The organism is Chroococcidiopsis thermalis PCC 7203, assembly GCF_000317125.1.
Taxonomy (GTDB): domain Bacteria; phylum Cyanobacteriota; class Cyanobacteriia; order Cyanobacteriales; family Chroococcidiopsidaceae; genus Chroococcidiopsis; species Chroococcidiopsis thermalis.
Genome location: NC_019695.1, coordinates 5,848,312 through 5,861,141 on the forward strand (window position 1 = coordinate 5,848,312; position 12,830 = coordinate 5,861,141).

At 44.8% G+C, this 12,830-nt stretch carries 17 protein-coding genes; 7 read left to right on the forward strand and 10 right to left on the reverse strand.

Features of this window, described 5'->3' with window-relative positions; translation table 11 throughout:
* A complete protein-coding gene (gene purQ / locus CHRO_RS25490) occupies positions 1 to 675 on the reverse strand; it encodes a phosphoribosylformylglycinamidine synthase subunit PurQ (protein WP_015157113.1) in 675 nt (224 codons plus the stop codon).
* Complete coding sequence (purS, locus tag CHRO_RS25495; protein WP_041463528.1) at positions 672 to 953, reverse strand: phosphoribosylformylglycinamidine synthase subunit PurS; 282 nt, start codon at positions 951 to 953, stop codon at positions 672 to 674. Before purS ends, purQ begins: the two co-directional genes overlap by 4 nt.
* Before the next feature lie 143 nt (positions 954 to 1,096).
* Here purS and CHRO_RS25500 point away from each other — a divergent pair, with 143 nt between their 5' ends.
* Positions 1,097 to 1,492 carry a Fur family transcriptional regulator gene (locus tag CHRO_RS25500; protein WP_015157115.1) on the forward strand — a complete coding sequence of 132 codons (396 nt, stop codon included), beginning with the start codon at positions 1,097 to 1,099 and terminating at the stop codon, positions 1,490 to 1,492.
* Between the two features lie 30 nt (positions 1,493 to 1,522).
* On the opposite strand, the gene CHRO_RS25505 is transcribed toward CHRO_RS25500, so the two are convergent.
* Both CHRO_RS25505 and CHRO_RS25510 read right to left on the reverse strand, forming a co-directional pair.
* Positions 1,523 to 2,479, reverse strand: coding sequence for an SPFH domain-containing protein (locus tag CHRO_RS25505; RefSeq protein ID WP_015157116.1), 957 nt, complete (start codon positions 2,477 to 2,479; stop codon positions 1,523 to 1,525).
* Positions 2,480 to 2,696: 217 nt separating this feature from the next.
* Entirely contained in the window at positions 2,697 to 3,131 is a 435-nt protein-coding gene (locus tag CHRO_RS25510) for an NfeD family protein (RefSeq protein WP_015157117.1), read from the reverse strand.
* 267 nt (positions 3,132 to 3,398) lie between these two features.
* On the opposite strand from CHRO_RS25510, the gene CHRO_RS25515 reads away from it, so the two are divergent.
* The gene (locus tag CHRO_RS25515; protein WP_039715191.1) at positions 3,399 to 3,623 is read left to right on the forward strand and encodes a ferredoxin-thioredoxin reductase variable chain; all 225 of its coding nucleotides are present in this window, start codon (positions 3,399 to 3,401) and stop codon (positions 3,621 to 3,623) included.
* A 163-nt stretch (positions 3,624 to 3,786) separates the two neighbouring features.
* Here the strand turns inward: CHRO_RS25515 and CHRO_RS25520 are convergent, their stop codons facing one another.
* The gene (locus CHRO_RS25520; RefSeq protein WP_015157119.1) at positions 3,787 to 4,311 is read right to left on the reverse strand and encodes a hypothetical protein; all 525 of its coding nucleotides are present in this window, start codon (positions 4,309 to 4,311) and stop codon (positions 3,787 to 3,789) included.
* A 404-nt stretch (positions 4,312 to 4,715) separates the two neighbouring features.
* On the opposite strand from CHRO_RS25520, the gene hemF reads away from it, so the two are divergent.
* Both hemF and CHRO_RS25530 read left to right on the forward strand, forming a co-directional pair.
* Positions 4,716 to 5,747, forward strand: a complete 1,032-nt coding sequence (gene hemF, locus CHRO_RS25525; protein ID WP_015157120.1) for an oxygen-dependent coproporphyrinogen oxidase — start codon at positions 4,716 to 4,718, stop codon at positions 5,745 to 5,747.
* Positions 5,748 to 5,816: 69 nt separating this feature from the next.
* Positions 5,817 to 6,140 (forward strand): hypothetical protein, encoded by a 324-nt coding sequence (locus CHRO_RS25530; protein WP_015157121.1) that lies wholly within the window; start codon positions 5,817 to 5,819, stop codon positions 6,138 to 6,140.
* 23 nt (positions 6,141 to 6,163) lie between these two features.
* On the opposite strand, the gene CHRO_RS25535 is transcribed toward CHRO_RS25530, so the two are convergent.
* Together CHRO_RS25535 and CHRO_RS25540 are read right to left on the reverse strand one after the other, a co-directional pair.
* Complete coding sequence (locus CHRO_RS25535) at positions 6,164 to 6,742, reverse strand: chromophore lyase CpcT/CpeT (protein ID WP_015157122.1); 579 nt, start codon at positions 6,740 to 6,742, stop codon at positions 6,164 to 6,166.
* Between the two features lie 28 nt (positions 6,743 to 6,770).
* Positions 6,771 to 7,265: a GNAT family N-acetyltransferase gene (locus CHRO_RS25540; protein WP_015157123.1), complete on the reverse strand. Its 495-nt coding sequence runs from the start codon at positions 7,263 to 7,265 to the stop codon at positions 6,771 to 6,773.
* A 232-nt stretch (positions 7,266 to 7,497) separates the two neighbouring features.
* On the opposite strand from CHRO_RS25540, the gene psb29 reads away from it, so the two are divergent.
* Positions 7,498 to 8,250, forward strand: coding sequence for a photosystem II biogenesis protein Psp29 (gene psb29, locus CHRO_RS25545; protein ID WP_015157124.1), 753 nt, complete (start codon positions 7,498 to 7,500; stop codon positions 8,248 to 8,250).
* Positions 8,251 to 8,324: 74 nt separating this feature from the next.
* Here psb29 and CHRO_RS25550 read toward each other — a convergent pair whose 3' ends face one another.
* The 3 genes from CHRO_RS25550 to CHRO_RS25560 form a co-directional block, all read right to left on the reverse strand.
* Positions 8,325 to 8,690: a phage holin family protein gene (locus CHRO_RS25550; protein WP_015157125.1), complete on the reverse strand. Its 366-nt coding sequence runs from the start codon at positions 8,688 to 8,690 to the stop codon at positions 8,325 to 8,327.
* Positions 8,691 to 8,870: 180 nt separating this feature from the next.
* Positions 8,871 to 9,386 carry an ExbD/TolR family protein gene (locus CHRO_RS25555; RefSeq protein ID WP_015157126.1) on the reverse strand — a complete coding sequence of 172 codons (516 nt, stop codon included), beginning with the start codon at positions 9,384 to 9,386 and terminating at the stop codon, positions 8,871 to 8,873.
* An 80-nt stretch (positions 9,387 to 9,466) separates the two neighbouring features.
* Complete coding sequence (locus tag CHRO_RS25560) at positions 9,467 to 10,306, reverse strand: MotA/TolQ/ExbB proton channel family protein (protein WP_015157127.1); 840 nt, start codon at positions 10,304 to 10,306, stop codon at positions 9,467 to 9,469.
* 240 nt (positions 10,307 to 10,546) lie between these two features.
* Here CHRO_RS25560 and CHRO_RS25565 point away from each other — a divergent pair, with 240 nt between their 5' ends.
* Positions 10,547 to 10,843 (forward strand): YkvA family protein, encoded by a 297-nt coding sequence (locus CHRO_RS25565; protein WP_015157128.1) that lies wholly within the window; start codon positions 10,547 to 10,549, stop codon positions 10,841 to 10,843.
* A gap of 167 nt (positions 10,844 to 11,010) precedes the next feature.
* Positions 11,011 to 12,828: a hybrid sensor histidine kinase/response regulator gene (locus CHRO_RS25570; protein WP_015157129.1), complete on the forward strand. Its 1,818-nt coding sequence runs from the start codon at positions 11,011 to 11,013 to the stop codon at positions 12,826 to 12,828.
* Positions 12,829 to 12,830: the final 2 nt, after the last annotated feature.

Below are 12,830 nucleotides of genomic sequence, written 5' to 3' on the forward strand. Positions count from 1 at the left end.
TTATGCGATCGCAGCGACTCGTTCCAACAATCCCTGAAACAATTTCAAACCATCCGTTCCGCCTAAAATTGGATCGGAAGCACGTTCGGGATGCGGCATCATACCTAAGACGTTACCCTGACGGTTACAAATTCCCGCAATGTTGTTAACAGAGCCGTTGGGATTGTCGCCGGCATAGCGAAACAGAACTTGATTATTTGCCTCAATTTCCGCTAAAGTCTTTTTATCAGCATAAAATCGCCCTTCTCCGTGCGCGATGGGAATAGTCACAACTTCCCCGACTGAGTAGGCTTGCGTCCAGGGTGAATCGTTACGCTCTACTTTTAATTCCACGCGATCGCAAATGAAATGTAAATCGCGATTTCGGACTAAAGCACCAGGTAACAAACCCGCTTCAGTCAAAATCTGAAATCCATTACAAATTCCCAATACAAATTTACCCTGTTGAGCGTGAGCGATCGCTTGCTGCATTACAGGAGAAAACCTGGCGATCGCACCACAACGCAAATAATCCCCGTAGCTGAAACCTCCAGGCACGACGACAACATCGAGATCCGTTAAATCGGTGTCTTCATGCCAAACCATGCGCGTCGGCTGCTTGAGGATGTCGCGAGTCACGTAGGCAACATCGCGATCGCAATTCGAGCCAGGAAAAACTACAATCCCAAACTTCACATCGATGCTCCCATCTCTACAGCAACTTCTTTCAAATCGAAGCGATAATTTTCAATTGTCGGATTAGCCAGGAGGCGATCGCACATCCGATTCAGCTGTTCTGTGGCTGTTTTTTCATCTACTGCCGTCAGTTGCAACTCGATATACTTGCCAATTCTGACATGTTCCACGTTATCGTAACCCATATGACTCAAACCAGACTGGACGGCTGTTCCTGCTGGGTCGAGGACAGAGGGTCGTAGGGTGACATATATGCGAGCTAAATACTTTCGTAACACTTGACTTGATTCCCAATCCCACAAAGGCTATAATAACTCCTTCTGGAGACAGCTTGACGGAATAAACAGTATTCGCTTTGAGCTAGTTTAGAAAGCAAGAGAAGTGCGATCGCCGCTTCAGTCATCAAACTCAGATACTGTCTATGAAAGCCGAGAAAGCTGAACGTACTCGCAGTCAAGAACGAATCTTGCATTTACTAAAAAACTCCAATAAAGCAATATCTGCCCAAGATATTTACGTAGAACTTCGCAATCGCAATCAAAGCATCGGTCTAGCTACAGTTTACCGTGCCTTAGAAGCATTGAAACTCGAAGGAGTCGTGCAGGTTAGAACGCTAGCTTCTGGCGAATCCCTCTACAGTTGCGTTCAGCAAGATAAACATCACCTAACATGCCTGCAATGTGGTAAATCGATTCCGATCCATCAATGTCCCGTCCACGAGTTAGAAAATCAGCTGAATAAATCGCACAAATTCAAAATTTTCTACCACACCCTAGAGTTTTTCGGCTTGTGCGATCGGTGTCAGGTTAGTTTGTAGAGACGTTACATGTAACGTCTCTACAAAGTCTCACTCCCTACTCCCATCCGAGATCATAGAACGCATACCCTCGATCGTCCCAGGAATGCTACGCGGGTCCATGAACATGACTTTGCTGCTGTCGCTGCTGCCAATTTGCTTGCCCATGTCTAAATAATGTTGAGCAATTAAAAATTGTAAAGCTTCAGCGGCATGAGGTTCTGTTTGCAAAATTTTGGCAATAATTTGCAATGCTTCAGAGGTAGCTTGTGCCTGCAAAATTTGTTGTTGGCGTTCGGCTTGCGCCTGCATGATAATCGTCTTCTGTTGCGCCTCGGCTTGCAGAATTGTGGCTTTTTGTTGAGCTTCAGCTTCGAGTACCTGCGCTTCCGCTTTCCCCTTGGCACTGTTAACTGCCGATTCGCGATCGCCTTCAGAAGTCAAAATTGATGCCCGTTTGCGGCGTTCTGCTGCCATTTGCAGTTCCATCGACTCTTGCACCGCTTTGGAAGGAATAATATCGCGCAATTCCACTCGCGTCACTTTCACGCCCCAAGGATCGGTAGCAATATCTAAATCCTGGAGCAAAATTTCGTTGATTTGCGTTCGCGCCGTAAAGGTTTGATCCAACTCCAGTTGTCCCATTTCCGCCCGAATTTGCGTCAGTACCAAATTCACCATTGCCGATTGGAGATTTTCTACCTTGTACCAGGCTTTTTCCATATCGACAATGCGCCAGTAAACCACAGCATCGACTTCAATTCCCACGTTGTCACGGGTGATGCATTTTTGCGGTGGAATATCTAAAACTTTTTCCCGAATTGTTTCGCGAAAGACAATGCGATCGAGAACGGGAACGACAATATTTAGCCCTGGCTGCAGTTTTTTATGATAACTACCAAATCTCTCTACCAAAGCTTCATTGCCTTGATTGATGATTTTGACGGAGCTAGCTAGGGTAGAACCACCACCTAGCGCTAGTACTATCAGTAAAAATAATTGTTCCATAGCAGTGAGTAGTGAGTAGTGAGTAGTAGGGGCGCACAGCTGTGCGCCCGTACAAAAATTTAGATAGCGCGCCCGTACAAAAATTCAGATAGCGCGCCCGTACAAAAATTCAGATAGCGCGCCCGTACAAAAATTCAGATAGCGCGTCCGTACAAAAATTCAGATAGCGCGCCCGTACAAAAATTCAGATAGCGCGCCCGTACAAGCAGTATTGGTCTTAATGATGAATCAGGCTTTCTGGCATCACGATCAACGTAGTTCCCTCTCGACTGACAACATAGACTTTTTGTTGTGGCAGTATGCTGAGCTTTTCGTCAGCACATTTTGCCCGCCAAGAATTCCCTTCATATAACACCCGTCCCTCTTTACCCGCAGTAATTTCGGTTAAAGTCTCCGCTACTGTAGCATCTCGAATTTTTGAATGTCGTTGTGGTGCTGGGATTAAGCGTCGTGACAGCAAGACACAAGCTGTAGACAAAGCAAGCCATACGACGACTTGCAAGCCTAGATGAGGCAAAATTGGCACTGCTATAGCTACGACAACGGCACTAACTCCCATTGCGAAGCTCACAAAGGCTGTAGGTAGCACGAGTTCGATCGCACAAAGAGCGATACCGATAAGCAACCACAGCCAGACAAGATTGATTGACATTTTTTACATTTTGCGCTGTCTATTTTAATTTTTACTCTTTTCTACCACTGACTGTCACTTAGAAGTCGTAAGTCGTAAGTCAGAATTAACTGGTCACTGGTTACTGGTTACTGGTCACTGCTCCCTACTCCCTGCTCCCTGATAACTGATAACTGAAACTTAGGGGACGAAATTATGCAAAGATAAAAGATTGTGACAAGTAAGCACTGATATAGAGGACGAGCAGTGGTGCAAGTCTGTGGAGAGGAAACACTAGGTTCAAAGGTTATGAAAGTTGGCGATCGCGTTCGTGTTAAAGAATCCGTTATCGTATACCATCACCCAGAACACCGCAACCAACCCTTTGACATTAAAGGTTTGGAAGGAGATGTGCTGGGTATTGTCAATGAGTGGCATGGCAGACCTGTAAGTGCCAACTTACCTGTTTACGTGCAGTTTAGTAAAAAGTTCAAAGCACATTTACGGGAGAATGAAGTCGAACCTATATCGTAGAAAAGCACCAATTTGGTGCTTTTCTACAAATAATGGCTGCGGCGAAACCAACTTCTGAATGTTGAGTTCGCCCTGCATTTGTGAAAATTTTTGGCAATGTCTCGATATGACAGTGTTTGCGTCTTAAACGCTCGTGACTCCTCAGCTATTACTCATTCCTCTTTCAAAAATCAAAACAGCTATTCTTAAAAGGTTTTGGCTTTCCTGATAAGGCTGAGTTAGCAGCTTGTTCGGCGGCTTTGGCTAAAGCTGCTGCAACTTGTTCGGCGCGGTGACGAGTCAACGACCAAATCAGCGGAGATAGCCAGCCATCTAAAGTAACGGAATAAGAGACGCACGTACCGCAAACGGTAGATTCGACTTTGTAGGTAATATGTTCTTCTACTCCTGGGATAGCAAGCACGCGCACGCGCAATAATTCTCTAGGGCATACGCTTTCAACAAAGATCCGAATTGGGAAGGGCCCCATCCGGGTGACGGCTTCAAAGATTAATCCCGGCTTCGGAACTAAGCCGTAGGGTACGTTAGTTTTGGTCAGTAATGGGTGCCATGAAACGTCTGCTAAGTCAACTACCTTTTGCCATAATTCATCTACCGAAGCCGAACTAATTTGTCTATAAGTACGTACTAAAGAACACTGAACGCGACGACCCTTGCGCTGAATTAATTTTGATATGTAGCGTCGCATTTTCTTCTTCCTCCTTTTGCCTGTTGAGCTTAGCAGGCATTCTGACTTCGGCGGCAACCAAGGCAAGTATTGATGATTATTTTGGGCAAACTTTCTCTAGAATACTCAATTAGAGTTTAGTATTTCACTGAAGATTTTCGCTTCGCTGTATTATGGGGTGTTAATTTGAGGGACAATATGTTCAGTGGTCTATTATCTGTATTGACTCAACGGATAATGTTAAGTCATTTGCAATTGATGCGATCGCAGTTTGAAATATGACTCGATTGTGACTGAGTGATGTAAAGCATTTTTAAGTTTTGCCAGTTAAGTATTGCTTTCGCTGCTTAAAGCTTTCAGACTTACACAAAATTGTAGATGTTCCTTGCCACAAAATAAAAATTTAACAGAATTTTATTGACAACATGACGACTGCTTCTACAGCTCAACCAACTTCCTCCCAACCCCTACCCCCAACTGACGCGAAAGAACGAGTCAGCCAGTGGATGAAACAGCTACAAGATAAGATTTGTCAAGCTCTCGCATCAGCTGATGGTGCGGGGAAATTTCAGCAAGACGAGTGGGAACGGGAAGAAGGCGGCGGCGGGCGATCGCGTGTCCTGCGCGAAGGTAATGTATTAGAACAAGGAGGAGTCAATTTCTCCGAGGTATGGGGTTCTCATTTACCGCCGTCGATTTTAACTCAACGCCCAGAGGCAGCAGGACATAAATTTTACGCCACGGGTACTTCAATGGTGTTACATCCCCGTAACCCTTACATCCCGACAGTTCACCTGAATTACCGCTATTTTGAGGCTGGTCCCGTTTGGTGGTTTGGAGGTGGGATAGATTTAACCCCCTATTATCCATTTGCTGAAGATGCAGCTCATTTACATAAAACACTGAAGCAGGCTTGCGATAATCATCATCCAGAATACTACCCAGTCTTTAAGCGCTGGTGCGACGAGTATTTCTATTTGAAACACCGTCAAGAGACTCGCGGTGTCGGCGGAATCTTTTTTGACTACCAAGATGGTAGGGAGGGACAGTTATATCGCGGACCCCATTCTGATAGTCCGGCGGCTGTTTATAGCAACCAACTAGGTAATCAACCCCCTCGTAATTGGGAAGAAATCTTTGCTTTCGTGTGCGACTGCGGCGAGGCGTTTTTACCATCCTATTTACCCATTGTCGATCGCCGTAAGAATATAGAATATGGCGATCGCGAACGCAATTTTCAACTCTATCGACGCGGACGTTACGTAGAATTTAACTTAGTCTACGACCGAGGCACGATTTTCGGATTACAGACCAACGGACGCACGGAATCAATTTTGATGTCTCTCCCTCCCTTGGTACGTTGGGAATACGGTTACACGCCAGAACCCAACACCCCCGAAGCCGAGTTGTACGACACATTCCTCAAACCTCAAGATTGGGCGAATTGGAATCCTTAAGCAAATATGAGTTGTAGAGACATTACATGTAACGTCTCTACAACTCATCAAACATTTAGCAGAAAGCTTATGTCTGAGTCATTGCAATACATCACGAACCAAGAGGGCGAACAAGTCGGTGTACTTCTAGATATGGAAACTTACCGTAGACTAGTTTCTCTTCCATCTGATGCAGAAATTTTATCAGGATTAAGTCTAGATGAACTACCAGCCTTAGCAGATAGTATGCTAGCTCCTACTGCTCAAACTCAACTAAGTGAATTACTGGCTCGAAATGCCGAAAATCAGCTTTGTACTGAGGAAATAGCAGTTCTAAATCGTTTGTTAACGCAGGTTGACCAGCTTAACATTCTCAAAACACGAGCTAGATACACTCTAAATTTACATTCATAGTCAGGACAGAAAACTCTAAAAATTTACTTTTTGCGGAAACGATACGCACCCATAATCGCGCCCCACTTAGCCGCACCTGTATTCATATCTATGCCTTTGTCGTAACTCAAAAACTCTTCTGGGGCGGCTTCAAAACCAAGATTGACTTGTTGAGTATTACCTTGATAAGTAAAGCAGCACTTTGCATCTGGTGGGATTGCGGCTTTGAAGTGATAGCTATTGAAACCTAGTTGTTGCCAAGTCACAATTAATAAACAACCAGGTAATAACTCAAAATCGTCGGGAGTAAATTGTTGCAATCTCTCAGAATTTGCCCCGGCACCGCGCACGGCAGTAAAGTCTTTAGGTATGTAGTACTGTACTTGAATTTTTCCATCCTCACGCGCCTGCATTCGCATCAATCGCGGACGATAGGGTTTATCTAAATACAAAGCATTGGCTTGTTCGGCAAATAGGGTAATACTGTCTTCTTGAAATAGGGGGACGGGTTTTTGCCACAGTCGTAAGTGAACGAACCAAGCAGGATCGGCGATCGCCTGGGCTTTATTCTCAAATTCACCTGCCATATAATCGGCGAGGGCAATTAATTCGGTTGGTATCATAAGAAATTCAAAAGTTAAAAGTCAAAAGTTAAAAATTACCAGATTGTTGAAAGTATTCCTGCTCCAAAATCGACATCACCACTTGAGAGACATACTTATCTTGCTGCTTCACGACTTCTCTTAACAATCCTTCCTCGCGAAAACCTACCGATTGATATACGTGTCTGGCGCGGTGGTTATCCTCAAACACATCTAACCAGAACCGATGAGCTTTGTATTCCTGAAAAACCCAATCTAAAAGCAAACGTAGTGCCTGCTTACCATAGCCTTGTTCTGGCTTTGCCATAACGATGCGTACCAAGCAAATATTGCCATGAGGTGATGTAAGACCAGATAAAATTGCGTACCCGATCGCATCTTCAATTTCATCATTTTGGAAGATGAAATATTGACAATCTTGTAAATTTATGTATTGCTGGTGTTGCTCTCGACTAGAGGAAAAAATAAAGTTTTGAAATTCTGCTCTAGCTTCCTGAGCCAGAAAAAAATCAATATCTTCAGAACGTGCAGTTCGCGATCGCATTATTCAGTTATCAAGTGACTAGTGGAACCAGTGGCTGGTGTAGAATGCTCCCTCTGCTCCTAGAACTTCCTTGTCTCTGTTGTCTTCCTTAATCCCCATTGTTTCCATACCTTACATCTTATTTTCCCAGTAACTAAAGATTGTAAATCGTTGAGACCGATCGGCTTTGGCTTGGCAAAAGTCACGTTAAAGCGAGACAATAATCTAATAAGTCTTCCCGCTATGTTTAATTGTGAATAACCTGCGTACTGTCTCCGATACCAAGCGAAATTTCTACAATCAACACACCCGCCCGATTAACACGATCTATCGGCGGGTGGTAGAAGAACTAATGGTAGAAATGCATTTACTCTCAGTCAATGCTGACTTTCGCTATGACCCCATCTACGCTCTAGGTGTCGTTACGGCATTTGAGCGGTTTATGCAGGGCTACCAGCCAGAACGGGATAAAGAACCGATTTTTGAGGCGCTGTGTCAGTCCATCGAAGATAATCCCCAGAGATATCGCCAAGATGCCGATCGCCTGCGTCAACTCCTTCAAAACGTCTCGGCGCAACAACTGTTCGACTGGATCGACGGTAAAGCTTCCCTGCAAGGTGCAGAGGATTTGCAAGCACAAATGCAGGCGATCGCCCAGAACTCCAAGTTCAAATACAGTCGCCTATTTGCGATTGGTGTCTTTACCCTGTTAGAACTAGCAGATGCGGAACTTGTCAAAGATGAGAAGCAGCGAGTGGAAGCGCTCAAGCAAGTCGCAACCGCTTTGCACGTACCGGAAGATAAGCTGAACAAAGATTTAGAGCTATACCGCTCTAACCTCGATAAAATCGAGCAAGCGCTGATTACAATGGCAGATATCCTTTCAGCCGATCGCCGAAAGCGCCAACAACGCCTGCAAGAAAAAGAAGCTGGTGTTGCTACCAGCAACGGTGATAGCGGTTCTGCTTCTGGCTCGTCCCAGGATAAAACTCCGTCTGGTTCCTAGTCATGTAGTACAAACATCTGTAGGGGCGCAAAGGTGTGCGCCCCTACAAATCAAATATGCAAACAAGGTCAATTCTAATAAGCTGGAGCTACAAAGGCATAAATCAGATGGCTGACAACGGAAAGCGCCAGCGCCCCCAGTAGAACGCTCCAAATTCCTGCTCGGAGGCGGAAACCTTGGACTACAGAAGCTGCAATCCCAAGGGCGATCGCCGAAATCGCAAAGGTGACAAATCCCGATAATAAACCGAACGTGAGCAAATTAGGGATAAAAAATAGCGCTCTTAAAATTGGATTAACAACAGCAGCGACTACCCCTAGTACAGCTGCCGAAAGATATGCTTTAGCGGGGCTATCTACTTCCACACCAACTGGAAGTTTGCTGACAATCAAAAGACTGGAAGCACTTACTAACCAAGCAATTAATAAGTCGATTAGCATACCTACAACTCCTTGAGTTTGAGATTGAGAATAACTCGCTTATAGGAGTAGGCTAGCGAATCGAACTACTAGAATTCATCTATAAATTGACAGAAAACAAGCTGTATCCTACTGCTTTTCTATCTCCTTTGCGATCTACCGTTAGGAAATTGTCTTCGTACTACTTGGAGTTCATGGCGATTAGGGTGCGATCGGCGCAGTAGAATTCAAACGGGGGTCGGTGTTAGGATTAATTGGAGCCAAGGGCGTAAGATCTGGCGATGATAGATTAGAACCAGATGGTAAATCGGGGGAACCAGGAGTCGTGGCTAAAGCAACGCGATCGCCTCCAATTTGCCGCATGACATCTAATAGCTGAATCACATCGTTGTAGCTCGACGACCGCGAAGCATTTAAAATAATTGTCCCGAGGGGATTAGCTTGAGTGTAAGCTTTGAGAGTTTGTGTCAGCTTATCTATTTGTACTGGCTCTTTCTCGACATAAAGCTGTCCGTCTTTGAGAGTTACAATCAACCGCGATTGGAACATTGGCGCTGTACCAGTACTCGCCTTGGGTAACTGAATTTCAATCGCCTGCTGGCGGGTAAATTGCAGTGCTGCCAAGAGAAAAAACGTCAAAATGCAAAAAATGACATCAATTAAAGGAATAATTTGAACTTGAACTTCTTCAATTGGTGAGTGCAGGTTGATTTTCATGAGATTGCTAGCTTTAACAGATGAAAATTACGACACGAATTACTCTTGCTTTTGACTTTTGACTTTTCACTTTTGACTTCCTAGACTTCTGGTGCAGCAGAATCTTCTCGCTGACTGGGAGATTGCGGCGGAACGCCGTAACCAGGATTTATGTTTGTTTGCGGATTTATTGGTGGTTCGGGATTAACAGCCCTTCTATTACCTAAGTCAAAGCTAAAACGCCGATCGGAACCGCGTCCAGGGATAACTTCTGGTGTTGTCATGGCAGAAGCAGGAGGAGCAGTGGGAGAATCTTGCAGGTTAACCCAATACTGACGGTATAGTAATTCTAATTCGCTACCTGCACGGCGAAATACTTTAATTTGGTTTACAGCAAATCCTTGAAACAGGCGATAAAAAACCAAACTGACGATCGCCACAATCAATCCTGTTGCCGTACTGATCAAAGATTCACCAATACCTGTGGTCACGCCAGCAGAAGCAGCCGAACTGATTTGTCCTAACGTAATCGAACCCAACGATTGAATCAGTCCCAGTACTGTTCCCAACAATCCTAGCAGGGGCGAAAGCGCGATCGCTGCTTCTAAAATCTTCTCCCCTTGGCGCATGGAGGCAATTTCATCTTCTGCGGTTGACTCTAATGCCAGCCGAAATACTTCCGGATCGGGTGTAGACAAACGTAACGGTGCGTATAAGAACCTACCCGCAGGCTGATAGGAAAATTTTCTAGCTAATTCTGTAGCACTTTGCCAATTTTGTTGAGCCGCATCTAGAACGCGCTCGACAATTTCCCGTTCTTGAGAAAAAATCTTAAACCAAAACCCCAGCCGCTCGACGATCACGCTCAAAGCTAAAATAGACAGTGCTAGAAGGGGCCACATGGCGGGTCCGCCTTTGCGGAAAATATCTATAACATCCACTGTTGTTCCATTCCTCCTTTGATTCTTTCGGCACAGCATACCACTGGATCGGATTGCTGCCCACTGATAAGCAATTTAATTTTAAGCGTCTTAACTGTTAATCTCGTGTTTTGTCACCCATCGCGAGAGCGAAAAGATCGCGATCGCTTTATCGTATCTTCCCAACTTTTGAGCGACGGTTTTTCCCACCTCTATAAGCTAAGTTATTTGTCAAGATAAAAGAGAGCTGGAGGTACATAAATGAACTTTTCAATCCAATCTGTTTACGGCTGGTATCGTAACACTCTCCGCAATCCTAAATACCGTTGGTGGATAATTCTCGGTACGGCATTGTATTTCCTGATGCCATTTGATATTGCTCCCGACTTCTTGCCGATTGTTGGACAATTGGATGATGTCTTTTTATTGACGCTATTGGTATCAGAAGTTTCCCAAATGGCGATCGAAGGCTACAAAACCCGTAAAGGTAAAAGCACGGCTAACGCCACCGATACCACTGGTAGTACAGTCGATGTAGATGCAGTATCTGTAAAGTAACAGTAACAAAAATTTAATATAATCTAACCAATTGTCCTTCCTCTGTCGTACCTGACGGCTCTTTGAGGAAGGATATATTTTTGCTTGTTTAAAAAAGAAATATGCGATCGCCAAAGCCGAACATTAGCTTGATACCATAAAAAGAAAAACTTTCTATAAAGCTTTCTATGCAGGCGTTTTGGCACAATTTTTTTGGTTCGAGTTCATTTATCCCCCACGGACATTGTTATCTTTGGCAACCAGGGTTAGTTTGGCTGCACATCTTATCTGATGCGTGTATCGCATTTGCCTATTATTCAATTCCATTTACATTAGTTTATTTCGTCCAAAAGCGAAAAGACTTGCCATTTAACTGGATTTTTTGGCTATTTGGGGCTTTTATTATCGCTTGCGGCACGACTCACTTAATAGAGATATGGACTTTATGGCATCCTACCTATTGGCTCTCAGGCACGCTTAAAGCTATCACAGCATTAATTTCTCTCTATACGGCTCTAGAGCTAATGCCATTAGTGCCGCAGCTACTGGCTCTACCCAGCCCCGCACAGCTAGAAGTAGCAAACCAAGAATTACGCAGTCAAATTATCGAACGAGAACGCGCAGAATCGCAAATTCGGGTTTTAAACGCCCAACTCGAACAACGAGTCACAGAGCGGACGGCAGAACTAGAAATAGCAAATAAATTAAAAGATGAATTGCTCGTCCGCGCTCAAACAGCACGGGCTGAGGCTGAGACAGCAAACCGGATGAAGGACAATTTTCTTGCTATCATTTCTCACGAGTTACGCACGCCACTCAATCCGATTCTCGGTTGGTGCAACTTGCTGATGAGCCGCAAATTCGATCGAAGTCGCATTGATAGCGCGATCGCCACGATCGATCGCAACGCTAGGCTCCAGGTACAACTCATTGACGATTTGCTAGATGTCTCCTCGATTCTGCAAGGGAAATTAAGCTTGAATGTCTCTCCAGTCAATTTAGCTTCCGTTATTACAGCAGCATTAGAAACTGTCCGCCTAGCAGCTGAAGCAAAATCAATTCAGGTGGAAACTCGGCTTGATGCGAATGTAGGAGAAGTCGAAGGCGATCCGACACGCTTGCAGCAAGTGATGTGGAATTTACTGTCTAACGCTATTAAGTTTACTCCTCAGGGAGGACGGGTAGAAATTTCGCTGCAACGAGTGGAAGAGGAAGCAACTACCAATTCAAAATTCAAAATTCAAAATTCAAAATTAGATCGCGCACCACGCACTAACTATGCCCAAATTCAGATCGCTGACACGGGAAAAGGTATTAGTGCCGATTTTATTCCTTACATATTCGATTACTTTCGACAGGAAAGCAGTGCCACAACCAGAAAGTTCGGTGGGTTGGGATTGGGATTGGCGATCGTGCGTAATATTGTCGAAATGCATGGTGGTAACGTCGCGGTAGCTAGTCTTGGTGAAGGACGGGGTTCTACATTTACTGTCAAGATTCCGCTGCTAGGAAAAACTGAGGAAACTGCCACGCCTGTAGCAGCTACAAGAGAATTTCCGGTTCTCGACTCCGGTGTAACGGCGTACTGCCGATCGCCCCTACCGGCTCCCCTCGCTGGCGTACAGGTTTTAGTCGTAGACGACGATGCTGATTCGCGAGATTTTGTGACTTTCTTGTTGGCAGAGGCAGGGGCTACTGTTACCGCAGTTAGCTCAGCTGTTGCTGCTTTAGAAGTGTTTACATCGCAGATAGATATCTTAATCAGCGATATTGGAATGCCTGGTATGGATGGTTACATGCTGATGCAGCAAATTAGAGCTTTGTCACTAGGGCAGGGAGGCAAGATTCCAGCAATCGCGCTAACTGCCTACGCGGGAGAATGCGATCGGCAAAAAGCGTTATCAGCAGGCTTTCAAAAGCATATTGCTAAGCCCATCGAACCAGAGCAATTAATAGAAGCTGTTACCCTTGTACTCCAGGGAGTAAATTCTATGAATAGAGTATAGTT

Bases quoted from the DNA above. Each gene is read 5' to 3' on its own strand.
- CHRO_RS25535 (WP_015157122.1), bottom strand. From the start codon at position 6,742: ATGATACCAACCGAATTAATTGCCCTCGCCGATTATATGGCAGGTGAA.
- CHRO_RS25540 (WP_015157123.1), bottom strand. From the start codon at position 7,265: ATGCGATCGCGAACTGCACGTTCTGAAGATATTGATTTTTTTCTGGCT.
- CHRO_RS25500 (WP_015157115.1), top strand. From the start codon at position 1,097: ATGAAAGCCGAGAAAGCTGAACGTACTCGCAGTCAAGAACGAATCTTG.
- CHRO_RS25530 (WP_015157121.1), top strand. From the start codon at position 5,817: ATGTCTGAGTCATTGCAATACATCACGAACCAAGAGGGCGAACAAGTC.
- CHRO_RS25550 (WP_015157125.1), bottom strand. From the start codon at position 8,690: ATGCTAATCGACTTATTAATTGCTTGGTTAGTAAGTGCTTCCAGTCTT.
- CHRO_RS25520 (WP_015157119.1), bottom strand. From the start codon at position 4,311: ATGCGACGCTACATATCAAAATTAATTCAGCGCAAGGGTCGTCGCGTT.
- CHRO_RS25555 (WP_015157126.1), bottom strand. From the start codon at position 9,386: ATGAAAATCAACCTGCACTCACCAATTGAAGAAGTTCAAGTTCAAATT.
- CHRO_RS25510 (WP_015157117.1), bottom strand. From the start codon at position 3,131: ATGTCAATCAATCTTGTCTGGCTGTGGTTGCTTATCGGTATCGCTCTT.
- hemF (WP_015157120.1), top strand. From the start codon at position 4,716: ATGACGACTGCTTCTACAGCTCAACCAACTTCCTCCCAACCCCTACCC.
- CHRO_RS25515 (WP_039715191.1), top strand. From the start codon at position 3,399: ATGAAAGTTGGCGATCGCGTTCGTGTTAAAGAATCCGTTATCGTATAC.
- CHRO_RS25505 (WP_015157116.1), bottom strand. From the start codon at position 2,479: ATGGAACAATTATTTTTACTGATAGTACTAGCGCTAGGTGGTGGTTCT.
- CHRO_RS25565 (WP_015157128.1), top strand. From the start codon at position 10,547: ATGAACTTTTCAATCCAATCTGTTTACGGCTGGTATCGTAACACTCTC.
- CHRO_RS25570 (WP_015157129.1), top strand. From the start codon at position 11,011: ATGCAGGCGTTTTGGCACAATTTTTTTGGTTCGAGTTCATTTATCCCC.